Annotated in this window: 21 protein-coding genes; 6 read left to right on the plus strand and 15 right to left on the minus strand. The window is 40.0% G+C overall.

Features of this window, described 5'->3' with window-relative positions:
- The first annotated feature begins 188 nt into the window (after positions 1-188).
- Positions 189-755: an RNA polymerase sigma factor gene (locus ACHUE3_RS10740; RefSeq protein ID WP_394192407.1), complete on the plus strand. Its 567-nt coding sequence runs from the start codon at positions 189-191 to the stop codon at positions 753-755.
- Positions 756-859: 104 nt separating this feature from the next.
- Here ACHUE3_RS10740 and ACHUE3_RS10745 read toward each other — a convergent pair whose 3' ends face one another.
- A complete protein-coding gene (locus ACHUE3_RS10745; RefSeq protein ID WP_394192408.1) occupies positions 860-3109 on the minus strand; it encodes a serine/threonine protein kinase in 2250 nt (749 codons plus the stop codon).
- 376 nt (positions 3110-3485) lie between these two features.
- Here ACHUE3_RS10745 and ACHUE3_RS10750 point away from each other — a divergent pair, with 376 nt between their 5' ends.
- Positions 3486-3935 carry an REP-associated tyrosine transposase gene (locus ACHUE3_RS10750; RefSeq protein ID WP_394192409.1) on the plus strand — a complete coding sequence of 150 codons (450 nt, stop codon included), beginning with the start codon at positions 3486-3488 and terminating at the stop codon, positions 3933-3935.
- Between the two features lie 325 nt (positions 3936-4260).
- Here ACHUE3_RS10750 and ACHUE3_RS10755 read toward each other — a convergent pair whose 3' ends face one another.
- A complete protein-coding gene (locus tag ACHUE3_RS10755) occupies positions 4261-7134 on the minus strand; it encodes a hypothetical protein (protein ID WP_394192410.1) in 2874 nt (957 codons plus the stop codon).
- 593 nt (positions 7135-7727) lie between these two features.
- Between ACHUE3_RS10755 and purU the strand changes: the two genes are divergently transcribed.
- Entirely contained in the window at positions 7728-8558 is an 831-nt protein-coding gene (gene purU / locus ACHUE3_RS10760; protein ID WP_394192411.1) for a formyltetrahydrofolate deformylase, read from the plus strand.
- A 46-nt stretch (positions 8559-8604) separates the two neighbouring features.
- Here the strand turns inward: purU and ACHUE3_RS10765 are convergent, their stop codons facing one another.
- Both ACHUE3_RS10765 and acs read right to left on the minus strand, forming a co-directional pair.
- Positions 8605-9258, minus strand: a complete 654-nt coding sequence (locus ACHUE3_RS10765) for a response regulator transcription factor (protein ID WP_394192412.1) — start codon at positions 9256-9258, stop codon at positions 8605-8607.
- A gap of 93 nt (positions 9259-9351) precedes the next feature.
- On the minus strand, positions 9352-11292 hold the full coding sequence (gene acs / locus ACHUE3_RS10770; RefSeq protein ID WP_394192413.1) for an acetate--CoA ligase: 1941 nt from the start codon (positions 11290-11292) through the stop codon (positions 9352-9354).
- A gap of 294 nt (positions 11293-11586) precedes the next feature.
- On the opposite strand from acs, the gene ACHUE3_RS10775 reads away from it, so the two are divergent.
- Positions 11587-12756: a DcaP family trimeric outer membrane transporter gene (locus ACHUE3_RS10775; protein WP_394192414.1), complete on the plus strand. Its 1170-nt coding sequence runs from the start codon at positions 11587-11589 to the stop codon at positions 12754-12756.
- 135 nt (positions 12757-12891) lie between these two features.
- Complete coding sequence (locus ACHUE3_RS10780; RefSeq protein ID WP_394192415.1) at positions 12892-15021, plus strand: TonB-dependent siderophore receptor; 2130 nt, start codon at positions 12892-12894, stop codon at positions 15019-15021.
- A gap of 118 nt (positions 15022-15139) precedes the next feature.
- Here the strand turns inward: ACHUE3_RS10780 and recA are convergent, their stop codons facing one another.
- A complete protein-coding gene (gene recA, locus ACHUE3_RS10785) occupies positions 15140-16186 on the minus strand; it encodes a recombinase RecA (RefSeq protein ID WP_394192416.1) in 1047 nt (348 codons plus the stop codon).
- A gap of 68 nt (positions 16187-16254) precedes the next feature.
- A complete protein-coding gene (locus ACHUE3_RS10790) occupies positions 16255-16743 on the minus strand; it encodes a CinA family protein (RefSeq protein WP_394192417.1) in 489 nt (162 codons plus the stop codon).
- Positions 16744-16764: 21 nt separating this feature from the next.
- Here ACHUE3_RS10790 and mutS point away from each other — a divergent pair, with 21 nt between their 5' ends.
- Positions 16765-19335 (plus strand): DNA mismatch repair protein MutS, encoded by a 2571-nt coding sequence (gene mutS / locus ACHUE3_RS10795; protein WP_394192418.1) that lies wholly within the window; start codon positions 16765-16767, stop codon positions 19333-19335.
- A gap of 82 nt (positions 19336-19417) precedes the next feature.
- Here mutS and rpoS read toward each other — a convergent pair whose 3' ends face one another.
- The 9 genes from rpoS to ftsB are packed head-to-tail and all read right to left on the minus strand — an operon-like array spanning position 19418 to position 25791.
- The gene (gene rpoS / locus ACHUE3_RS10800) at positions 19418-20401 is read right to left on the minus strand and encodes an RNA polymerase sigma factor RpoS (protein WP_394192419.1); all 984 of its coding nucleotides are present in this window, start codon (positions 20399-20401) and stop codon (positions 19418-19420) included.
- Positions 20402-20458: 57 nt separating this feature from the next.
- Complete coding sequence (locus ACHUE3_RS10805) at positions 20459-21283, minus strand: peptidoglycan DD-metalloendopeptidase family protein (protein WP_394192420.1); 825 nt, start codon at positions 21281-21283, stop codon at positions 20459-20461.
- A 41-nt stretch (positions 21284-21324) separates the two neighbouring features.
- Complete coding sequence (locus ACHUE3_RS10810) at positions 21325-21903, minus strand: YqaA family protein (RefSeq protein WP_394192421.1); 579 nt, start codon at positions 21901-21903, stop codon at positions 21325-21327.
- 9 nt (positions 21904-21912) lie between these two features.
- The gene (locus tag ACHUE3_RS10815) at positions 21913-22551 is read right to left on the minus strand and encodes a protein-L-isoaspartate(D-aspartate) O-methyltransferase (protein ID WP_394192534.1); all 639 of its coding nucleotides are present in this window, start codon (positions 22549-22551) and stop codon (positions 21913-21915) included.
- On the minus strand, positions 22541-23305 hold the full coding sequence (gene surE, locus ACHUE3_RS10820) for a 5'/3'-nucleotidase SurE (RefSeq protein WP_394192422.1): 765 nt from the start codon (positions 23303-23305) through the stop codon (positions 22541-22543). The genes ACHUE3_RS10815 and surE overlap by 11 nt, the downstream gene beginning before the upstream one ends.
- Positions 23306-24334, minus strand: a complete 1029-nt coding sequence (gene truD, locus ACHUE3_RS10825; protein WP_394192423.1) for a tRNA pseudouridine(13) synthase TruD — start codon at positions 24332-24334, stop codon at positions 23306-23308.
- Positions 24331-24813: a 2-C-methyl-D-erythritol 2,4-cyclodiphosphate synthase gene (gene ispF, locus ACHUE3_RS10830; RefSeq protein WP_394192424.1), complete on the minus strand. Its 483-nt coding sequence runs from the start codon at positions 24811-24813 to the stop codon at positions 24331-24333. Before ispF ends, truD begins: the two co-directional genes overlap by 4 nt.
- Entirely contained in the window at positions 24810-25511 is a 702-nt protein-coding gene (ispD, locus tag ACHUE3_RS10835) for a 2-C-methyl-D-erythritol 4-phosphate cytidylyltransferase (protein ID WP_394192425.1), read from the minus strand. Before ispD ends, ispF begins: the two co-directional genes overlap by 4 nt.
- Positions 25501-25791: a cell division protein FtsB gene (ftsB, locus tag ACHUE3_RS10840; RefSeq protein ID WP_394192426.1), complete on the minus strand. Its 291-nt coding sequence runs from the start codon at positions 25789-25791 to the stop codon at positions 25501-25503. Before ftsB ends, ispD begins: the two co-directional genes overlap by 11 nt.
- Positions 25792-25813: the final 22 nt, after the last annotated feature.

Raw genomic sequence — 25813 nt, forward strand, 5'->3', positions numbered from 1 at the left:
AACAAGCTCATCTAACGGATGAAAAATATAACATACAGCATGCACATTTTATTATTCTACCTTCTTTAAAAACGTGCCTATAACGTGAGATCTCAAAATATTCATGTAAAGCAAAAAACATATGATTAACACTTGTTATCAAAAACTTATAGCTGTACCGTATTGGAAGTGCAATTTTGGAGGTAAGGATGGGTACACCCTTAGAAGAGCTAATTAATGGCTGGCAAGCAGGCTGTTCAAAAAGTAGCGACGAACTAAAAGCACGGCTTTATTACCACTTAAAAAAAGTGTGTCATGAGCATTTACAAAGTTACCGTGACGAGATTGACTCCACGTATGTAATTCAACATTTACCGCATACAGGTTCTTTACTACACCAATCGTTGCTTGAGCTTATACCCCCACAAAAAACAATCGTACATGAAACCCAGTTTAATGCTTATTTGAGTGTTTTTATCCGTAATATGCTACGTGATGAAATTCGTAAATTTCAGTCAAAAAAGCGAACACCCAACGACAATGAACCAAGACAAAATATTGACTTGTTAAAGCACCAAGAAGATTTTTTAGCCTTAGATAGCGCATTAAATCAATTAGAAAAAAACCATCCGCAAAAAGCACAAATATTTTCAATGCATTACTTTTTAGGGATTGATACCAATGAACTCGCTCAACAATTTAAAATATCATTGGCAACCGTATACCGTGAGCTTGATGCTGCAAAAGCGTTTTTGAGACTGAAGATCGATCAATAATATTCAACCAGTAAAATTAATAGTATTCGCATTTATACCTGCTCATCATCTAAAAATCATGAATAACACTTACATTGCTGCACTTTATATTTTTACTAGAAACATTATTTGCAGCAATCCTCATTGCGTTCATCTGCCTTTCTTTGAGATATCAACGCTTCTTTCATTACTTGTAAATTATCAGCAGTTAGCGTTGAAGCGTTAGTAGAGAGCGGACTATTAATTAACGGCAGCCTTAATATCTTTGCCGCAACCCCTGCAACCTCACGTCTGGTCATTGGCGTTTCTGGGAAGAATGCTCCTCCCTTAGTGTCCAGTAATTGGTAGAATTTAATTATAGTCGCAATGTTTATATCTTTTTCATTATTAAAGTTACCCAAATCCGTAAACGCTGTTGGAAAGTCATTTAACTTAGTGGGATCAAATAGCTGTAATAACTTTACAATAAATTCAGATAACCATATTCGTTTTGTTAACTCTTTTGGATTAATTTCATCAACTGAACCTAGCAAGTTCAATTCTTCTATTTTACTTAAAAATACAGAAGCCCACGAATAATCTTCAATCCCACCGCGCTCGTTAACCAAAATTAAATTGGTATACACTTTATCAGGCGGTGTTAATGAAATGATATTTCTAGAGTAAGCTGCCAGCATTATAATTTTTAATGCTTCAGCTTTTTTTACATATTGATCCGGCTCAAACAACCTTTGTGATGATTGAACCCCAGGGCGCCCAATTAATACCCCTTTTAATGCCAGATAATGGATATCATCATAACCTTGCTCACTCTTGGCAACATCAACAAACCTAAATGGTATATTTTTGCCATCTCGAATAATAAAATGAAGGGTTAAATTATGATTTACACTCCCTGATTCAATGTTAATTTTTACTGGATAAACTCCTATTTTATTAAATCTATGCCTGTACTCCCCTTCGACAGAGATCTCCCCTTCTCCCTCTATAGCAATTTTACTATCCGGGGGTAATTTCTGTGTATTAATAACCTGTACTTTAATTTCTTCATTAATTTCAGCACTATGATTACCAAAAAGTAAAAAGGCAAAGGGTGACTGCGCATTATGCGTATTTACTTGCTGTGAGTACGCATTTTTAGCATTTTGGTTTTTTGACAATAAATCAAACACGGAAAATTCGTCACTTTGCTGTGTATTTTTATTAAATAAACTGGAAAGGAAGCTAATGACATGTTTATTCGTCTCATTTTGTTCTGATAATTTTTGGTTTTTTAATGCGAGCGAGTAAGTAAAAATAGCCACCACTAAACTCAACAAAACCACAGAGCTTGTGAATATGTAATTTCTGCGCGTGTACGTAACAACACTTTCAAACAATTTAGGCTCACACCAACTCGGTCTGTTAAAGCTTAATATTTTATTGATCCCAACAATAAGCTGTTCAAAGCCTTCAACACGACTTTTAGCGTCATGCTCAGTACATTTTTTAATACATTCATCAACCCAGCGTTTTACAATATGATTACTTTTTGGTGCCCCTTTTATTAAACGCTTTAATACTTTCCCAGCCGAATATATATCACTGCTAACAGAAAGTTTTTTACCTTCAAGTTGCTCAGGGCTTGCATAGTCAATACTGGCCGCTGAATGTGTTTTTTGGTCAGTATCCATATTGCCATACGTTTGTGCTATGCCGAAATCCAACACTTTAGGCTCACCATATTTATCAACCAAAATATTTGAAGGCTTTAAATCGGCATGAATAACAAAATTTTTATGAGCTTCATAAATAGCTGAACACACTTTTTTAAATAATGTTAGTCGTTGGGTTAATGTTAAGGATCCATTATTGCAAAACACATCTATCGGTATTCCATCAATATACTCCATCACCATGTAAGGGATAGCGTCTTTTGTGACATCAACGGTATATACCCTAGCAATATTATTGTGCACCACATTTGCAAGATACTGGGCTTCTTTAAGCAGTAAATTTCCTTGCGTGATGGCAGCCATAGACGGGAAAATAAGTTTAATGGCTACTTGCTGTTTTAGCTGCTTATCATTTCTTTCCCCGAGATAAACAACCCCCATACCGCCTTGGCCTAATTTTTTTGTTAACTTATACACCCCTATTTGAGTGTTTTCTAAGTCTTGAATGCCCTTATCATCAACGAGCTCTTCAGCTTGTTGGCTGATTAAATGACTAAAAAGTGTGTTTTCTTTATTCGCTAAATGAGCTGAAATCAAAGCAATGACCTCAGAGTAAAACGGATGCTCTTCACTAATAAAGGTAGTAAGGCTGACCTCCATATCATCTTCATTCATTACTAACAAATGCTGAAACAGCGAAAGTGGTGAATCGAACTGCATTGTAATCCTTACATCTTTGTTTTTATTATTTGAGATAATACTTACTCAATTGCACTGATAACTGCCACTTTAAATGTACTTTAAAGCCAAAACGCATTCAATCAAAGTGCTGCCTATTCAAAGTTGAAAGATAAAAGCAATAAGACTAAGCCTTACGTATTTTTTGTTTGAATTGTTACTGGAGAAATATTTCAACCCAAATAAAATTACAAACCTAAGTTAACGCCCAGAGCTTTGCATATATAAACCCGTAGCAGCGACTTTACGTCGCGTTCTTTTAAAGGGTTTACCTCTCGTTTTAAGATAAATGACGCGGGGTGCATTTACGCGGGGTAAACCCGCTGCTACGCTTATATTTTACCCACAAGGATTGTGAATGAATAATGTGTATAAATTAAGAAAAGGCAGGGTGTCTTTAACCAATCATTTTTACAGCATCACCATTGTTGCCCATCAACGCCAGCCGTTCTTTACCGGGTTTGCTACAAATCGGCAAATCATCAAACATATGCAACAACTTCAGCAGCAACAACTTATAAAATCAATTGCCTTCGTGCTCATGCCAGATCACCTTCACTGGCAATTTCAATTACTTGAAAATACCACTCTTGCAAGCGCTATTCGAACATTCAAAGGTCGAACAGCAACCACCTGCCGCAAATTTGGTATCCACAAACTTTGGCAAAAAGGCTACTACGACCACTTAATCCGTGATGAAAAAGATTTAATAAGCCAAGCCCGTTATATAATTGCAAACCCATTAAGAGCAAAATTAGTAACAACCGTCGCCAATTACCCCTATTGGGATTGCATTTACCTCCCGTAGCAGCGGCTTTATGCCGCGTAATCGCTTAAGGCTTTACCCCGCGCAATCATTTAAAGGTTGCCCCCGCGATGTTTACCCGAAACGTAGCAGCGACTTTACGTCGCGTTTTTTTAAAGGGGTTATCCCCGTTATTTAAAGGGTTTGTCCCGCGCCGTAAAATAAACGCGTTATTTATCCGACGCGGGGTAAACCCGCTGCTACGTTCAAACTCGATGTGAAACAAACGCGATGTAAAATCGCTGCTACGAAAGCTCTGATAATAAAAAAGCGCGATAAAAATTACCGCGCTTTATTTTTGTTAAAACAAAAGGTCTATAAGATGGGCTTAGCGCAGTGCGCTTGCTCTAAGGGAGTTTATGTTATCAACAAAGTTTTGTGCTTTTTGGTGATCAAATAAGAAGTAGTTAAAATCTTTATCACCTCGCTCAGCATCGTTAGTCACTATGATATTAAAACCATCGGTAACTAAAGAAAGGTATAATGTATTTTGATCGTCAGGAAAGCTGATCATACCGGTATCATCCGTATTATATGTTTGCTCGCCTTCTGAATTAGCAAAGTTTTCATCACTGAAGAAAGTGATTTTGTCTGCATCAAACTTTAAATAACTGACGACCCATTTACCATCACGATCCCTATCAACCATAAATATCTCACGGTTTAATAAGTGTTCTACCGTGCTTACTGGTGTACTAGATGCTACTTTACTTATGTACTCTTTGGCATTCGCTTCTTCATAAAAATGAGGCCAAGGTAAGCCGTTATAAGCGCCAATGACTACATTGTTTGATTCGATTAAAAAACCATAATTGTGAGTTTGAATGCGGTCTTGTGTTTTAAGAATAACTTGCCCATCAGCAAAACTTTGGTAATCGCCACCTAATACTTCATCAAATAGTGTTTGGCTAAACTGTTTGTCATCGTTTAGTAAAATTGTCCCTGTAAATTGCTCTGCCCAATCATCGTGACTAGCAACATATAGTACTTTATTAATGTATTGGGATGGAGCTATTAATCCTGTTAAATGTACGAATGCCATCTCACCTATTTCTTGCAAGACATTATCAGGAAGTGCACTTAGTCTTTCATTAAAACGTGTAAACTTACGAATGCCAATTTGATCTGAAATACCATAACTTTCACGCCATATTAATTTCTGAGTAAGGTAACTTGAGTAACCAGTTCGTTCAAAAAGGTTCCAAACATACCGATTATACTCCCAACAATCAGCATCCGATTCAATGTAAAAACAATTATCCCCTCCACGATTGCGAATAATTGTTAGTTCTCCATCCCTTACAAACCAATTACCTTTCGTTATACTTACTTCATTACTAGATATTTCCTCATTTTCATCATAATCATACGTACTGACTGCCACAAGACGCCCATCAGGCCATAATTCAAACCAGAATTTATTTATTGAGTAATCTGGATTACTATAAATCCCTGGTACCATTTCTACATTGAATTCTTCGTTAGGTTCTATTCCCCCGCCAATACCAACTGACGAATTTTTATCCATAAAGTCTGATTGAACAGCGATGTTAAAGACACCACCAGTATTCCCGAATTGATGAAAGAAATACCCTTTATTGTCAAAATCGGAAAGTGTAATGAATAGAGATTGCGTACCACTAATATTAACTTCTTGCCACTGAATAGGGCTATTATTTAGCTCTTTTATCGAACCTGAACCATCAGGTTCCAAAACAAATGTTGCTGAAAATAAAGAGATTCCAGTTTCTTCTTTTAAGTTATTAGGCAATGGAAGAGCTAACTTGTCCACAGTTTGATGCAAAGAGAAATCAACCCGGTTATTACTAGTAAATGCATACGTTGTGAGGGTATTTTTATTTTCTTCATCAGGTAATTCATTTTTAGGGTAATGAGTTTTAACGTGACGGTTAACGTTTATTAGAGCACTATTATCATCGCTAGACAGTACTTCAAGTTCAATTTTATAAGTGCTTTTTTCAACATCGACCCTTACTTGCTCCCCTCCTATTGTGACAAGTTCTACTGTACTTTTGTTAATAATACCTTCTGTATTTTCTAACGTATATAACCCATTATTTTGGGACCATTGAAATGAAGTCCGCCCTAATTCATCAGAATAATAACCAGTACCATTGTTATCCAGTTCAATTATCGGTTTAAAGTTAAAATTGTTTCTATTGAAATAAAAGGCACTGAAAGAAGACGTTTCTGTTTTATCAACAACATTAGCATCAAAGAGCATCTCTGCCCTTGATTCTTTAAACTCAACCCTTTGTTTGATCAAATTGATAAATTTAGACATCTTTTGAGAATCTAAAGCTAACTCGAAAACATTTTCAACGCCATCAGGTAATCCCAGCTCAGCCGTTCCTTCAGAATGATCTAAAATTACTTTTATCGCAGTTGCAAATTGCACGAGCTCTTCAGCATTTAATTCATTCATTAAGCGAATCAAATCTTGTTCTGTTGAAATACCAGAATATGCATTTTGTCGCGCTAACAGCGCGGATTTGGCAGTTGTAAAATTAGTAATATTAACAGCAAAATCTTCGTTTGAGGTTAGTATGCCATCATCACCCGCTCTGTTTAGTAAGCTAGCAAAACTCATTAATTTCGATTGCAACAAGGCCGCTTGTTGATCATCTTTGCCCTGAGCTTCAAGCACGACTAACTGGCTCATGTCAGCATCGTCATCGAGGGCTAAATCAAGTGTATAATAACCATCACTTGTTGTTTTTGATGTAAACTCCTGCTCGCCAATTACAGCTTTAATATCAGCTTCTATTAATGGCGAATCTGTTGCTATACCTTCTATAGATAAGTTAACCAGCTGCTGCTTGATATCTACAACTAAATTCTTTTCACTTGCTAAGCCGTCACTGTCTGTCACTTTCAAATTTAAGGATATTTTTTTATCTTCGCTAACACTTGGCGCAACAAAGCTCACAGTATCTGTTGTTGTGTTCTGCAGTGATACAGGCAAACCTGCATTTTGGCTCCACAAATAAGTGACAGTCCCTTCATCTTCAACTTGTGAACTGATTGATATAGTTTGTTTCTCTAAGCCCTCAGCATCGCTGACTGTGATAATAGGTGCGTTGTTAATTGGCTCATCTGGATAGTCGATAAAATCCGAGCCACATGCTGTCATCAAGGCCAACGAGACTGAAGCTGCGAGTAATGATTTAATTGTTTTCAATTTTTCATCCTTTTTATTAAATGTCTTAACATTTATAAATTAAGGGTACAAACGCTAAAAGTCACAGCACGTATTCTGTTTAAAATTTTCTCATAAATTTAAAATATTTCTCTGGTAGCAGCAGGTTTACGTCTCGTTTTTTAAAGGGTTTACCCCGCGTTTCTCTTACGGGTTTTCCCCCACGTGAAATAAACGCGATGTGAAATTATGCGACCTAAAGTCGCTGCTACGTTAAAACACGATTATGTAATTACGCGACGTAAAGTCGCTGCTACGTTCAAACATGATGTGTAATTACGCGACGTAAAGTCGCTGCTACGTTCAAACATGATGTGTAATTACGCGACATAAAGTCGCTGCTACGTTTAAACGCGATGTGAAATTACGCGACGTAAAGTCGCTGCTACGTTCAAACTCGATGTGTAATTACGCGACGTAAAGTCGCTGCTACGTTCAAACTCGATGTGTAATTACGCGACGTAAAGTCGCTGCTACGACTCATGAGTAAAAATCAATTACTCAACAAAGCCCTTGCATTAGTATGTAATTGGCAAATAATAGGGTTGATTATCACGGGATTGGAATGAGGACTAATGAACATGATACTAACAACGCAATGTGCAGATGATGTGGGCTTAATTGCTAAAATCACCGGGCTGTGCCACGAACATAATTTAAATATTACTCGCAATAATGAGTTTGTAGACAAAGACGCTAATCGCTTTTTTATGCGCACAGAGTTGACCGGACAGCCAAGCGAAGACTTTATTGAGCAACTTGAATGTATTCTACCTAACGGGGCAAAGGTTACTTTACACAACGATGAAAAAACAAAAGTGGTGTTGCTTGCCACTAAAGAAGCGCATTGTTTAGGAGGCGTGTTACTCAAGCAATTTGAGCAGGCATTAAACATTGAAGTATTGGCTGTAATTGCTAATTATCCTGATTTAGCACCGCTGGCAAAGGGATTTAATGTGCCTTTTCATGTGGTCAGCCATGAAGGCTTGAGCCGTTTAGATCATGATCAACAAGTGGGTGATTTAATTACTAGTTACAAGCCTGATATTATTGGCTTGGCTAAATATATGCGGATATTAAGCCCTGAGTTTGTAGCACGATTTGACGGTAAAATTATTAATATTCATCACTCGTTTTTACCTGCCTTTATTGGCGCAAAACCTTATCATCAAGCATTTGAACGTGGTGTAAAAATTATTGGTGCAACAGCGCATTTTGTTAATAACGAGCTCGATGAAGGTCCCATTATTATGCAAGACGTAACACATGTGAGCCATGCAAATACTGCTGAAATAATGGCGAAAATGGGTAAAGATGTAGAAAAAACAGTTTTCTGCAAAGCACTGCAATTAGCGTCCGAGCATAAGCTGTTTATAAATGGTAATAAAACCGTGGTGTTTAGCTAAATTAGCAAAGTAAATGAAGAGGCTATTTGCCTCTTTATTATTTAAGTTAAGACGCCGACTCAATCGGTTCTAGTTGTAATTTTGCTGCAATAAGTACAGCTTGAGTACGGTTATAAACGCCTAGCTTTCTAAAAATTGCAGTAATATGAGCTTTTACGGTTGCCTCAGAAATATGTAGCTCGTAAGCAATTTGCTTATTGAGTAACCCTTCGTGAAGATATTGCAAAACTTTATATTGCTGCGGGGTAAGCGATGCTACTTGTGCAGCAATTTCTTTATCTTCACCTTCTACCGTTGCCACTTTATCTTTAAGATCAAGCGGTAACCATACATCACCATCAAGAATTTGATTGATTGCGCCGGCAATATCCTCTGACGACGATGACTTTGGTATGAATCCCATTGCACCATAGCTCATCACCTTGGATACAATATTTATATCTTCACTACCCGACACCACCGCTATAGGCAGGCTTGGATAATCTTCTCGGATACGAATTAGGCCGTATAAATCGCCATTACCTGGCATGTGTAGGTCTAGTAATAAGATGTCTAAATCTTCTTGCTCGCTCAGCACCTGCAATGTGGTATCAAAGTCTTCTGATTCAAATACTTCTAAATCAGCAAACTTAGTACTTAATGCCCCTTTTAGTGCTTCACGAAATAACGGGTGGTCGTCCGCTATTAAAAACTGACTCATGGTTCACTCCTAATAAATTCGGCTGTCATCAATTAGATGACAGCCGATATACTACGTTTAGAATCAACTTCTAATCAAGTTTTTAACGCATATTTAACGATTTAGTCTATTCTCGATAAGTTCATCAACTACACTCGGATCAGCAAGTGTTGAGGTATCACCTAATTGTTGGTGCTCATTGGCTGCGATCTTGCGCAAAATACGGCGCATAATCTTTCCTGAGCGTGTTTTAGGTAAACCCGGTGACCATTGAATCATATCTGGTGAGGCAATTGGGCTAAGCTCTTTGCGCACCCAGTTACGTACTTCTTTAGTCAATTCATCACTTACTGTTACACCCTCATTTGGTGTAATGTAAACATAAATGCCTTGACCTTTAATATCATGTGGGAAACCAACAACAGCTGCTTCTGCTACTGCTTCGTGAGCAACCAATGCACTTTCTATTTCAGCGGTACCTAACCGGTGCCCTGATACGTTAAGTACGTCATCTACACGGCCGGTAATCCAATAATAACCATCTTCATCACGGCGACAGCCATCGCCGGTAAAATACACACCCGGATAAGCTGAGAAGTAAGTTTGTTCAAAACGTTCATGGTCACCATAAACTGTGCGAGCTTGTGAAGGCCAGCTATCTAAGATAACTAAGTTACCATCAACTGCGCCTTCTAATGTATTCCCTTCTGCATCAAATAATGCAGGTGCAATACCAAAGAAAGGACGCGTTGCTGAACCCGGTTTCATATCTGTTGCGCCTGGTAATGGTGTGATCATAATGCCACCCGTTTCAGTTTGCCACCACGTATCAACGATTGGGCACTTTTCATTACCAATTTGTTCGTAATACCATGTCCATGCTTCTGGGTTAATCGGCTCACCGACTGAACCTAAAACACGTAAACTATCACGTTTAGAGGTCGATGTAGGCTCATCACCTTTAGCCATCAATGCACGAATTGCTGTAGGCGCAGTATAAAGAATAGTTACGCTATGCTTGTCAACCACTTCACCCATTCGACCTGCAGTTGGATAAGTTGGCACACCTTCAAATAATACTTGTGTACAACCATTAACTAATGGGCCATAAGCAATGTAACTGTGACCTGTGATCCAACCTACATCAGCACTACACCAAAATACATCGTCTTCTTTTAAATCAAATACGTATTCATGGGTCATTGACGAATAAACCAAATAGCCACCAGTTGTGTGTACTACACCTTTAGGTTGGCCTGTTGACCCCGACGTATAGAGAATAAACAATGGGTCTTCTGCATTCATTGGTTCAGGTTCGCACTGTGCTGGTACATCAGCTACCAAGTCATGCCACCACACATCGTGTTCGTTCCAATCAACTTCACCGCCTGTAAGTTGATGCACAACAACATGTTCAATGGTTGTTACAGACTCTTGGGCAACGGCTTCGTCTACATTTGCCTTTAACGGGACAGTGTTTCCTGCACGGCGGCCTTCATCTGACGTAATTACAATTTTAGCACCAGAGTCTTTGATACGATCTGCAATTGCTGATGGCGAAAAGCCACCAAACACAACTGAGTGAATAGCGCCTAAACGGGCGCATGCTTGCATTGCATAAACAGCTTGTGGCGACATTGGCATATAGATAGCTATACGATCGCCCTTTTTAACGCCTAATTTTTTAAGACCGTTTGCAAACTTTGCCACTTCATCATGCAGTTTCTGATAGCTAATGTGCTCGCAATGTTCTGGGTTATCGCCTTCCCAAATTAATGCTGTTTTATCTGCTTTTGTTGCAAGATGGCGGTCGATACAGTTGTACGAAGCATTTAACTCACCATCTTCGTACCACTTGATACTGATATGACCTTTATCAAAAGAGGTATTTTTTACCTTAGTATAAGGAGTAGACCAATCAAGGCGTTTGCCGTGTTCTGACCAAAAACCTTCAGGATCATCAATAGATTGCTTGTAGAGTGTGTTATATTTATCGTTATCAACTAAGGCTGCATTCTTGATATTTGCAGGAACTGGATAGATACTTTGTGACATAGTCGTCTCCATTTTTAATTACTTGCCAAAGGCCTACTCCAAGGATTACCCAGCAGCGTCAATGAAAGTATTAGACCTTAGTTGTAATACTATTTTTATAATTTAGCCATCACACTGCACATAGCAGCTATGGCATTGATATTCACCGTAATGAAGGTTAACTCCCCTGTTTTTTCAAGTCTACCTGCGTGCCACCTTAGTCTAATAGACCAATAGGTAATTGAGTAAAAAGCGTACATCATCAAAAGTGACATCATTAAAAGTATAACAACTGCATCGAATAGGAAATTAATCATGACAACAAAAGCAACATTAATAAAATCACTCACTGCAACCGCTGTTTTATGCGCCCTTAGTACAACGACGCAAGCAGCATCGATTGGTGGCACCGATGTAAACTACGGTGGTTATGTCAAACTTGATGCAATGTGGAGTGATTATTCAGACGGCGTACCTGCCGGTGGAAGTATTGGTCGTGATTTTTATGTACCTGGCACAACCCCCGTTGGTTCTGGCGTTGACAGTGATGCAGTATTTGATATGCATGCCCGTCAATCTCGTTTCTTTTTTGGTACGGGTACCAAACTTGATAACGGCAAAGAAATAAAAACGAAAATTGAAATCGACTTTATTGCCTCAGCCCCAGGCGGCAATGAGCGAGTCAGTAACTCATACGCTCCTCGTGTTCGCCAAGCGTTTATCACCTATGACGGCTGGTTATTTGGTCAAGCATGGTCAAACTTTCAAAATGTGGGAGCTTTGCCTGAAACCCTTGATTTTGTAGGCCCGGCGGAAGGCACTGTGTTTGTGCGCCAAGCCCAAGCACGATATACGTCAGGTAATTTTTCATTCTCAATTGAAAACCCAGAAAGCACAATAACAGATGTAGGTGGTGCGCGAATTGCCACTGATGATGCCTCTCTACCTGACTTTACTGCACGCTACACAATGAATGCTGATTGGGGTCAATTTGTAGTTACAGGCCTCGCACGCCAATTAACATATAAACAAAATGGTATTGATGCTGATGAAACTTCGTTTGGTGTTAGCGCATCAGGTAAAGTTAACATGGGTAAAAACAACCTTAAATTTATGCTAACTCAGGGGCAAGGATTAGGCCGTTATGTTGGCTTAAATGCAGCACATGGTGCTGTACTGGATAGTGATAATGAACTAGATGCGATCGATTCTACCTCTGGCTTTATTGCATACCAACAACACTGGAACAGCCAGTGGCGCTCAACTTTCTTATACTCTTTCTTTTCAGCTGATAATAACGAAGATTTATTAACTATTTCTGGCGACCCAACAAAAACAAGCCAAAGTTATAGCGCAAACTTACTTTATTCACCGATTAAAAAACTAACCTTCGGGGCTGAATTCAAGCATGCAGAGCGTGAAGTAGAAAGCGGAACCGATGGAGATATGAAGCGGTTACAGTTTTCTGTTAAGTACGCATTTTAAATTTATCTATTCTTTCCTAAAGCGACCTATGGTCGCTTTTATTTTGTTAAATAAAACAAAAAAGCTCAAACACAATTGCAAACCATTATTATTTAGATTAAATTACGCATTAATTTGAACTTTCTGGAATGTAATATGTCTGCCCCGCAATTTTTAAAATTATCGAAACTCGCCATTTTCACCTCTGTAGCCTTGGGTGGGTTAGCCCATGCCTCGACTCAAAATAATACTGATGATTCAGATAAATCTCTTGAAAAAATAGCGGTATATGGGCAACACCATAAAAACTACATAACGGAAGATGCGCAATCTGCTACCAAGCTGGGCCTAACAATTAAAGAAACCCCGCAGTCAATTTCTGTCATTTCTCGTGCATTGATGGATGATTTTTCACTTGATGATATCAATGCGGTTTTAGAAACCACACCTGGCGTAACTGTTGAACAAATAGAAACAGACCGTACTTACTTTAAAGCCCGCGGCTTTGAAATTACTAACTTTCAAACCAATGGCATGGGTACACCGCAAGATAGCGGTGCAATTCAAGGAACTTTAGACACCTCTATTTTTGAAAGTGTTGAAGTCGTTCGTGGCGCTAACGGTTTAATGACAGGCGCTGGTAACCCCTCTGCCACTGTAAATATGGTACTTAAAAAGCCAACATATCAAACAAAAGTAAGTGCCTCTGCATCGTATGGCTCATGGAATAATAAACGTGTAGAACTTGATGCATCAACAGCACTTACTGATGACCACGCGGTACGTGTTGCTTTTACTAAACAAAAAACCGACTCTTATTTAGACCGCTACGAGCAAGATAAAACTATTTATTATTTAGCCTATGAAGGTCAATTATCTGCCAGCACTGTTTTATCTGTTAACTATGTAAATCAACAAAAAGACGCTGACAGCCCACTTTGGGGGGCGCTGCCTCTTTTCTACAGTGACGGCACAGCAACCAACTTTGATGCTTCAACTAGCACAGCTTCAGATTGGTCATATTGGAATAATTCAACAGAGCAATTGTTTGTATCTGTCGAGCAAAGCATTGCCAATACTTGGCTTTTAAAAGCAAGTTACGCGCATCTAGTAAATGAGCAGGATTCTGAATTATTTTACGTATTTGGTACACTTGACCGCGAAACAGGCCTTGGCTTAACAGGCTATGCTAGTGAGTATGATCACAAAGATAAGCACGATATTTTTGATCTTTATGCTGCGGGTAAATTTAACTTATTTGGCATGGAACATGACCTATCATTTGGTGTAAACCAAGCCGATATGGATAACTATGACAAATCGCTTTACGACAACACAACCGGCAATGGCTTTCCACCAATACCAGAGCTTAGTGGTTGGGATGGTATTGCACCAGTACCTACATTAACCGATGGTTTAACAGGGGCTGATGTCACTAACAGGCAGCGTTCAGCCTATATTTCAACACGTATACGTACAACAGAGTCATTGAGTTTATTAGCGGGTGTGAGTCAAGTTAACTGGCAATCTGAAGGTGAGTCATACGGTGTAGCCAAAGACAAAGACAGTGACCAAACGATTCCATATTTTGGCACTGTTTATGATATCAATGAAAACTTCTCAGCTTACGCCAGCTATACAGAAACTTTTGTTCCACAAACTGAACGAGACACCACTGGCGATTACTTAGATCCAATCACTGGCGAAAGCCGTGAAATTGGCTTAAAAGCCCAGCTTTTAGATAACGATTTATTTGTTACACTCGCTTATTTTGACGCGAAACAAGTTGGCCTAGCAGTTGCGATCCCAGGCTCAGCACCAGACGATACCCGCTATTATGGTGCAGAAGGTATAAACAGTGACGGCTTTGAAGTTGAGTTAAGCGGTAAAGTTAGCGAAACACTGAGTACTAGCTTTAGCTATAGCAGTATTAATATTGAGGGTGATGAGTTAGTTAAAAATTACACCCCTGAAACGCAATATAAACTTGCTGTTGCTTACAAGGTCCCTGAAGTTGATGGTTTAACTGCGGGTCTAAACTATCGTTGGCAAGATGACACTAAGCGTATTCAAGCAGCTACTTCACAAGGTGTTACACCCGTTACTAAGCAAGATGCATTTGGTATTTTAAACCTGATGGCGACTTATGATATTACTGATAATGTGGGTGTTTCATTTAACCTCAACAACGTAACCAACGAGAAGTACATTCACAGCTTGTATTGGGCACAGGGTTACTACGGTGCGCCACGTAGCTACTCAATCTCAGTTAACTGGCAGCTATAACGCTATATAGCTTACACGCGCTTAGTTTGAGAACGTTTAAACAAAAAGCCGCTAAACAGTTAAGTTTAGCGGTTTTTTTTTGTTAAGTGCGGGTCAAATCGCGCTTACTCTTACAATTTTATAACTCGTCTTCAGCGATTAAGCCTGCGTCTTCGCCATCTTCAGGCTTAATTTCAGCTTTTAAAAGCAACATTTCACGCAGTTTACCTTCAATCTCATCTGCAATTTCAGGGTTCTCTTTTAAGAACTTAATTGAGTTAGACTTACCTTGGCCCACTTTGCTGCCATTGTAGCTATACCATGCACCGGCTTTTTCAACAATTTTGTGTTTAACACCTAAGTCGATAAGCTCACCCTGTTTAGAAATACCTTCACCATACATGATGATAAATTCAGCTTGCTTAAATGGTGGCGCAACTTTGTTTTTAACCACTTTTACGCGGGTTTCGTTACCAACAACTTCATCGCCTTCTTTCACAGAGCCAATACGACGAATATCTAAACGCACTGATGCGTAGAACTTAAGTGCATTACCACCGGTTGTTGTTTCAGGGTTACCAAACATAACACCAATTTTCATACGTATTTGGTTAATGAAAATACATAACGTGTTTGAGCGTTTGATATTACCTGTTAGCTTACGTAATGCTTGAGACATTAAGCGTGCTTGTAAGCCCATGTGCGAATCGCCCATGTCACCTTCAATCTCAGCTTTTGGTGTTAATGCAGCAACAGAATCGACAATAACAACATCAACGGCACTTGAGCGTACTAGCATGTCACAAATTTCTAGCGCTTGCTCACCCGTATCTGGTTGCGATACTAAAAGGTCATCAATGTTAACACCCAATTTTTGCGCGTAAACAGGATCAAGTGCGTGCTCAGCATCTACGAATGCACAGGTTTTGCCTTCTTTTTGCGCCTGAGCGATAACTTGTAGTGTTAAAGTTGTTTTACCTGATGATTCAGGACCATACACCTCAACAATACGACCCATAGGTAAACCACCTATGCCTAAAGCAATATCGATACCTAATGAACCTGTAGATACAGCTTCAATGTCTAGTGCCTTATTGTCACCCAATTTCATGATTGAGCCTTTACCAAATTGACGCTCAATTTGTGATAAAGCGGCATCTAACGCTTTTTGTTTGTTATCGTTCATTTTGTTCTCCAAATCCGGCTAATGCAGACAAGTATACTGTATGAAATCACAGTATCAAGTTAATTTTATTAATTTATCTTCTCAATAACACTTTTTATTGCATAAACAATAGCTTGCGCTCTAACATTGGCTCTATCGCCAGTAAAAACTTGCTTACTTGAATACTGTTTATCTGCAATTTTGATACAAAACCAGACTAAACCAACAGGTTTATCATCACTACCACCACCGGGTCCAGCAACCCCCGAAATGGCGATCGCAATATCAGCATTTGCAGCCCTACAGGCTCCTTCAGCCATTTCCTTAACTACTTGCTCACTTACTGCACCAAAGTCAGATAATGTTTGCAAACTTACGTCCAGTAAATCGTGTTTAGCTTGATTGCTATAAGTGACAAAAGCACGGTCAAGATAGGCAGAACTTCCAGGGGTGTCTGTTAGTGCATAACTTACACCACCTCCAGTACATGACTCAGCAGTAGTGATCCATAAGCATTTATCCGTTAAAATAGCCCCTAATTGCGCAGCAAGTGTTTTAATCTCTTGATGTAACTCCATATTCAGCCTTTGGGTAAATACATGTCGTTTGATCTTTATGCACCACACACAATAAGTCAACAAACTCCGATGATGCAGCAGTATCTAAAAATAAAATCTGAACATCGTGATATTTTATTGTTTTACCGAATGGGTGATTTTTATGAATTATTTTTCGATGACGCAAAACGAGCCGCACAGTTATTAGATATTTCACAAACTCACCGTGGCAAAGCCGGTGGCGACCCCATCCCAATGGCGGGTGTACCTTATCATGCTGTTGAAAACTATCTTGCGCGATTAGTGCAAATGGGTGAGTCGGTCGCTATTTGTGAACAAGTTGGTGACCCCGCAACAAGTAAAGGCCCTGTAGAGCGCAAAGTAGTCCGTATCGTTACACCCGGTACCATTTCTGACGAAGCACTATTACAAGAACGCCAAGATAATTTACTAACCAGTGTATGGCAAAATAAGAAAGGTATTTACGGTATCGCTTATTTAGACATCAACTCTGGTCGTTTTAACATTGTTGAGGTCAATACCGATGAAGCATTTAGCTCAACATTACAACGTTTAGCACCAGCCGAATTATTGTATAGCGAAGACTTTGCAAATTTACACTTAATTGAACACATTAAAGGTATTCGTCGTCGCCCTGAGTGGGAGTTCGATTTAGATACCGCACAGCATTTGTTATGCGATCAATTTGGTACTAAAGATCTCATCGGGTTTGGTGTTGATAAAGCCAAAGCTGCACTTGTCGCAGCGGGCTGCTTAATGCAATACGTTAAAGACACGCAGCGGATTGCCCTTCCCCACATTCGTGCAATCACTCTTGAGCATAATGAACATGCTGTGATTCTTGATGCCGCAACCCGTAAAAATTTGGAGCTCACTGTCAACTTATCAGGTGGATATGAAAATACCCTTGCACAAGTGCTTGATAAAACGGCGACTGCGATGGGTTCGCGTTTATTAAAACGCCGTATTCATACACCTATTCGCTCAAAACCAGAGCTTAACGCGCGCCTCAACGCAATAGGTGCAATCATAGATGCGCAGCTGTGCGGTGAGCTTCATGAATCGCTTAAACAAATAGGCGATATAGAGCGCGTTATTGCACGGTTAGCTCTATGGACGGCAAGACCACGCGATCTAACTCGTCTGCGCAGTGCATTACAAGCATTGAGCCCATTACATGCATTATTAAATGACGCCAGCGATCCTCGCATTGCACAAATTATTGCCGATTCCCCAACCCTGCCTGAACTACAAGATTTATTAGAACGTGCAGTCATTGATAATCCACCCGTACTTATTCGTGATGGAGGAGTAATAGCACCGCTCTACAACAGCGAACTAGATGAATGGCGCGCATTGAGTCAAGGTGCCACAGATGTACTTGAACAATTAGAGCAGCGTGAACGTGAACGCACCGGTATTAGTACCCTTAAAATTGGCTACAACAAAGTACACGGCTTTTTTATCGAAGTAAGTCGCGCCAACTCCCATTTAGTACCAGCTGATTATATTCGTCGTCAAACGCTTAAAAACAACGAACGCTATATAATTCCTGAGCTAAAAGAGCATGAAGACAAAGTACTCGGTAGCCAATCAAAAGCACTTGCTCTTGAAAAGCAACTTTACGAACAACTCTTTGAATTTATTGCGCCACATATAGAGCAATTACAGTTAATGGCTGGTGCATTAGCTGATTTGGATGTACTCAATAACCTTGCTGAGCGCGCAATTGCCCTTAATTATGCAAAGCCACAGCTTTGTAATAATGACGATATCAGCATCAAGCAAGGCCGCCACCCTGTGGTTGAGCAAGTAATGAAAGACCCATTTATTGCCAATCCTGTTGAGCTGAATGCGCAACGCAAAATGCTAATCATAACAGGGCCAAATATGGGTGGTAAATCAACCTATATGCGTCAAACAGCTTTGATCGTACTGATGGCTCATATTGGCTCATTTGTACCCGCAGACAGTGCCAATATTGGTAACATTGACCGAATATTCACCCGTATAGGTGCAAGCGACGATCTGGCCTCAGGACGCTCAACCTTTATGGTAGAAATGACCGAAACGGCAACAATTTTAAATAATGCAACCGCGCAATCATTAGTATTAATGGATGAAATAGGCCGTGGCACAAGTACTTACGATGGCCTTTCACTGGCGTATGCAACAGCGGATCACTTAGCATCAAAAATTGCAGCTAAAACATTGTTTGCTACACACTACTTTGAATTAACTGAACTTGCTGAGCAACAAGCTGGACTTGTAAATGTCCACTTAGACGCAATTGAACACAATGATACAATTGCGTTTATGCACACCGTATTAGATGGAGCTGCAAGCAAGAGTTTTGGGTTACAAGTCGCAGCGCTAGCCGGTGTTCCAAAAGCTGTGATAAAACAAGCAAAGCAAAAGCTAAAAATGCTTGAAAACCATCAACCTGTTACCGCTGACTTAAATGCTCAACAAGCATCATTGTTTGAAAGTGAGCCAAGCGAGGTAGAAACCCAGTTAGCTGAAATTGATTTAGATAATTTGAGCCCGCGCCAAGCTCAAGACCTACTCTATAAATTAAAAGCGCTGCTTTAAAAATTAAACAAAAAAAAGCTGAAGAGGCAACCTCTTCAGCTCTATAAACTGTTTTATAAGTGTGTGTATTTTTTACTAGAACTTATGTGAACTGATCAAATAAACTATCAGTACTAAGCCCTTCATGTTGCAAAATGTCTTTTAGTCGGCGCAGCGCTTCAACTTGAATTTGTCTCACACGCTCACGTGTTAAGCCAATTTCACGACCTACATCTTCAAGTGTGGATGGTTCATAACCTAACAATCCAAAACGACGAGCTAGCACTTCACGTTGCTTAGGGTTTAACTCACCTAGCCAATCTACAATATGCTTATTGATGTCGTTATTTTGAACTTCACCTTCGGGGCTAAAGCCTTTCTCATCAGCAATAATATCAAGTAATGCTTTATCATTTTCGCCACCAATAGGTGTATCAACCGATGTGATCTTTTCATTTAAACGCAGCATTTTAGTTACGTCTTCAACGGGTCTGTCTAAGCATTCTGCAATCTCTTCAGCCGTTGGTTCGTGATCAAGCTTTTGTGTTAATTCACGCGCAGTACGTAGGTATACATTTAATTCTTTAACAACATGGATAGGAAGACGAATTGTACGTGTTTGATTCATGATAGCGCGTTCAATAGTCTGGCGTATCCACCACGTAGCGTAAGTTGAGAATCTAAAGCCACGTTCAGGGTCAAATTTTTCAACAGCGCGGATTAAACCTAGATTACCTTCTTCAATTAAATCTAGTAATGCTAAACCTCGGTTATTATAGCGGCGGGCAATTTTTACAACTAAGCGAAGGTTACTTTCAATCATACGTTTGCGGGAAGCTTCACAGCCTTTTAACGCTTTACGGGCAAAAAATACTTCTTCTTCAGCACTCAATAATGGAGAAAAACCAATTTCACCTAAATATAATTGAGTAGCATCTAAGTTTTTAGTCACTTCCTCTTTCGCGAATATATCGTCTTCTTTATCAACTTCTTCTAATAACGATTCTGTTGGCTCTTTAACCGTTACATCATCAAATTTATCGTCAACTGCGGATTTCGTTTTTTTTACGTTTGCTGTGTTACCCATTAGCGTACCCTCAAGCAAATAAGTGATTATATAATCACTGGTGTCTATACCCGTTAGCTAAGGCAAATATTTTTGGGGATTAACAGCCTTTCCTCTATAACGGATCTCAAAACGCAATGCCGTAACATCAGAATCAGAGCTGCCAATCTCTGCTATTTTTTGCCCTGCTTTCACATGCTGCTTTTCTTTAACTAACAACTTCGAATTATGTGCGTAAGCACTAAGATAATCATCATTATGTTTCAAAATGATTAAACTACCGTAACCTCGAAGTGCGCTTCCTGCATAAACAACGGTCCCTTGTGCTGCAGCGAAAACAGATGTACCTTTTTTGTTAGCTATTTGTAGTCCTTTATAGCCATTCTCCCTTGTGGAAAAGCGTTGTGTTACTTTGCCTTTTGCAGGCCAAGACCAACGTACCTTTTTAGGGTTAAAGCTACTAGAATTGCTAACTTTTTTACTACCTTGTTTTTGAACATACTCTCGTTGTTTTGGCTGATCAAGCTCTTTCTTTAATTTTTTGTTATTTTTTTGTATTTCTTTTGTAGACTTTTTACTCGGATTCGTATACTTTTTACGCTTTTTACTTTTAATTTGTACCTTTTTTAGGTTTATTATTTGACCGGGGTGGATAATATAAGGAGTTGGAATATCGTTGTTTTTTGCAAGGGTTCGAAAATCTTGTTGTGCACTGAAGGCGATAGAGTAAAGTGTGTCTCCTTTTTTTACTGTATATTTATCGCCAACTATATTAATTCTGCCAGTGTAAGGAGCGACGCTCGTATCTAAACTACTTACAGGCGCTGGTGCTTTACGCGAAGAGCAACCAGTGAGCAAAACACTCATAAATAAAACAACATAGCATATAAAGTATTTATTCACGGTGTTTTGCCCTCAATCCTTCAAACTGTCTCTTTTGGCGGTTAACGCAATAAAAAGTAAGCGACAACCACTAAAGCGACTAATCCCCAGCCAAGTGCTTCAACATATTGACGTAATTTCTGTTCCATTTTCACTCCGCCCCATTTCATCAGTGCTGCCACTAAAAAGAAACGCGCACCTCTGCCGACGGCTGATGCAAGCAAAAAGGGTAAAAATGCCATGTGTAAAAGTCCAGCCCCCACAGTAAACACTTTATAGGGTATAGGTGAAAAACCTGCAATAAATACCACCCATACTCCATAGTTTTTAAACCACTCTAATGCGACATTAAACTTTTCTTGCCAGCCCATTTGAGCAATAAGGGGCTCTACTACAGGTTCAAATAGCCAAAAACCTAACAAATAGCCTAAAATGCCACCTATCACTGAGGCAATTGTTGTAAAACTTGCAAAACGCCACGCTTTGCTAGGCTGTGCAAGTGCCATAGGTGCTAACATTACATCAGGTGGAACTGGAAAAAAAACAGACTCAGCAAAGCTCATGCCCGCTAAATAACGCTCAGCATGACGGTGTTTCGCCCACACTAAGGCCATATCGTATAACTTTGTAAACAATTTCAAGGTGGTTTCCTATTCAATATCACCAGGGACAAGTGGAACGAATCTCACTGGTGCAATTACGTGTTGAGTAAATTTATTATCTTTTCTAACAACCATAACAAGTTGTTGTTCTTCATTACCAATAGGGGCAATCATCACACCGCCATCAGCTAACTGATCAAGCAATGCTTGAGGAACTTGTGAGGCCGCAGCAGTGACAATAATACCTTCAAATGGTGCTTGGGATTGCCAGCCTTGCCAACCATCACCATGCTTCATCGTGACATTGTACAAATCAAGATTATGTAAACGGCGTTTTGCTTGCCATTGTAATGCTTTAATACGTTCAACAGAGCAAACTGTGGTGAACGTTTTAGCAAGTACAGCAGTTTGGTAGCCTGATCCCGTCCCAATTTCGAGTACTTTATCACGAACCCCTGCCAATCGCAGCAGCTCAGTCATTCGTGCAACTATATAGGGCTGTGAAATCGTTTGCCCTTGACCAATAGGCAGCGCTGTATTTTGATAGGCTTTATGTTTAAGCACATCATCAATAAACATATGCCGCGGTATTGTAGCAATTGCATTGAGCACCTGCTTATCTTCAACACCTTCTCGGGCGAGTAGATCGGCTAAAGCTTGTGCGCTGCGAGTATAGTTAGACAGCACCATTGATCTCCATCGTTTTTAGCCAATCACCAACCGCTTGAAGACTATCTTTAGCCGTCATATCAACACTTAGAGGAGTCACAGAAGCATAACCATTATTGACTGCATAAAAATCCGTGCCATCGCCTGCGTCACTCTCAGCACCCAAGGTACCGTACCAGTAAATATCACGTCCCCATGGATCCTGCTGCTTCGTCATGGTCTCTGCTTTGTGGCGCGCACCTAAACGAGTCACTTGCACGCCTTTTAGTTCGCTCAAAGGAACATCAGGCACATTAATATTTATGATTTGGTCTTTTGGTAACGGATGAGAAGCCAACTCTTTAATGATACCCACCGTCACTGCAGCGGCTGTCTCGAAGTGGTTACCTTCTTTAGAGCAAAGTGATACTGCAACCGCAGGCAAACCTAAATGCCGCCCTTCAGTAGCGGCAGCAACAGTGCCTGAGTACAAGGTGTCATCACCTAAATTAGCCCCATGGTTTATACCCGCAACAACTAAATCTGGTTTTTCACCAAGTAGTTCGTTAACACCTAAATGCACACAATCAGTGGGAGTACCATTAACTGAAATAAACCCGTTTTCAAGTGTTGTTGCACGTAACGGGTTCATTAAAGTAAGTGAATTACTTGCCCCACTGCAATTGCGATCAGGCGCTACTAGAGTCACCTCTGCAATTTGTGATAACGCTTGATAAAGGACTGCTATCCCCTTGGCATTTACACCATCGTCATTACTCAATAATATCTTCATTTAAGCATCCTTTTCTTTATGTACCCGAGGGCTTGCATCATTGTAATCCACCAGCTCACGAAGAAGTGCTGTAGCAAACGTTCCTTTGGGTAAACCAAAACTTAACTTGATAGTGGTTTCGTCTATCGTTTCAACAGCTAAATCCTGCGGGATTAAACGCAACATTCTGCGCTCATTTTTAAGACCGAGCTCACCTAGGCCGTCGCACCATTCTTGGTAAGGTTCTAACCATTGCTTTTCTTGCTCTGTTAGGCCCTTTTCACTTTTACCCACCATAGGAGCCGACATAATAATATCGCCCGACGCAAGTCGCGCGATGTTTTCATCATTGATTGTGTCTTCAAAAAATGTATTACTACTACCAAGCATAAACACTTCACGGTGCATGGTTTTAGCTAAACCGTGCTCTGCTACTCGCAGGTTCACAATTTGATTAAATACATACGAACGCGCAGCCGAAATAACTAAGCCTCGTAATTTTTTATCACGAATGCGCTCGCCTGCAAACATGCGTTTTGCCATATCAAGGTTATGGCCGTCGTGACCAAAGCGTTGCTCACCAAAGTAATTAGGCACACCAGCACGCACGGCATTAATTCTACAAAGGATATCTAACGGTTGCGTGACATTACGCAGGGTAATGGTAAATTTATTGCCTTTGTGACACCCAGTGCGTAATTTACGGTTATGTCGGTGCTGCGCGACAATAAACACAGAGTCACTATTGAGCTGTGTAAAATCAATCTCTTTTTTTATTGGCACAGGTACGCTAAACCATTGGCTGCATACACCGTGGCGGTCTTTCATACCGGCGTAACTTACATCGCGCGGTGAAATACCTGCTTTTTGCGCCAATAACTTTGCTACATATTGTGTGTTTTCACCTTTTTTTACGACCTGTAAACACACATGTTCACCGCTACCTGTAAATTCAATACCTAAGTCTTCATCTACCATAAAGTCTTCGGCGGTAGTTTTAAAATCAGCCTGAGATAACGGTTTACCATATAAGTAGTTTAAATCACTCATAGTGACGCTTTGCTCATAATCACTACTGCATGGCTTGATATACCTTCTTTACGCCCTTCAAACCCTAGCTTTTCAGTGGTGGTCGCCTTTACATTCACTTGGCTAATATCAGCGTTTAAATCAGCGGCTAGGTTTTTACGCATAGCTTGAATGTGTGGCAGCATTTTAGGCGCTTGAGCTACAATCGTCACGTCAGCATTACCAAGCACATAGCCTTGCTGTTTAGCTAAATCAACGACATGACGTAATAAAATACGGCTATCAATATTTTCATATTCACTGGCAGTATCGGGAAAGTGCTTGCCAATATCACCCATTGCAAGCGAACCTAAAATGGCATCACATAATGCATGAATAGCAACGTCACCGTCTGAATGTGCTAAAAACCCTTGAGGATAATCAATCTTTTCCCCACAAATCGTTAATGGGCCTTCGCCGCCAAACTTATGAACATCAAAGCCGTGGCCAATTCTAATCATGATGCGTTCTCGCTGTGTTGTTTTTGAAGTAAAAAGTGAGCTAAGTCTAAGTCTTCTGGAGTGGTTATTTTTATATTATCGCTACGCCCTGCAACCAATTTAACCGGCTTTTTAGCCCATTCAATGGCTGATGCCTCATCAGTAATTGCAACCTGCTGAGCCAATGCACCTGTTAAGGCATTAACTAAATCGGAGTACTTAAAAAGCTGGGGCGTTAATGCTTGCCATAAATCATCTCGCGGCACTGTTTGTTCGCTATGAGTGTGGCCGCGTTTAATGGTGTCTTTTATTTTAGCGGCGAGAATACCGCCCTCACCAGCATGTACGCATTGCTCTATTAAATTATTAATATCGCTAATATCAACCAAGGGTCTTGCAGCATCATGCACCAGCACCCAATCAGGTGGCGAGTCAGCAAGTGCTAACAAACCGCTTAAAACTGAATCAGCGCGTTCTTTACCACCGCTAGCACGTATAACTCTGCTATCTATAGGAGGTAACTGTGCATAAAATGGGTCATCATCGCTTACAGCTACCACGATATGAGTAAGCTGTGAAATCGCAGCAAGCTTTGTCAGAGTGTGCTCTAAAATAGTTTTACCCGCTAACGTTATATATTGTTTTGGCGCAGTATGTTGCATACGGCTACCAACCCCTGCGGCGGGTACTACAGCAGCTATTGAGTATTTATTGGTCATTATATTGTTGCCCAGGTAAAACACGTATAAACGTTTCACCGGGTTTTATCATTCCTAATTCGTTACGAGCGCGTTCTTCAACACCTTCTTGGCCAAGCTTTAAATCTTCGATATCGGCCTTAAGTACTTTATTACGCTTAATTAAATTGGCATTGGTTTCTTGATGGGAGTTTACAGCAGTTTTTAAGCGACTGTAATCTTGTACGCCATTGTGGCCAAACCACAACTTATACTGAACAAATAGTGCTAAACACAGTAATAAAAATTGAAACAGTCGCATAACATACTCCTTGAACGTTGCT

It is taken from the genome of Pseudoalteromonas atlantica (assembly GCF_043641955.1).
GTDB lineage: Bacteria > Pseudomonadota > Gammaproteobacteria > Enterobacterales > Alteromonadaceae > Pseudoalteromonas > Pseudoalteromonas atlantica_A.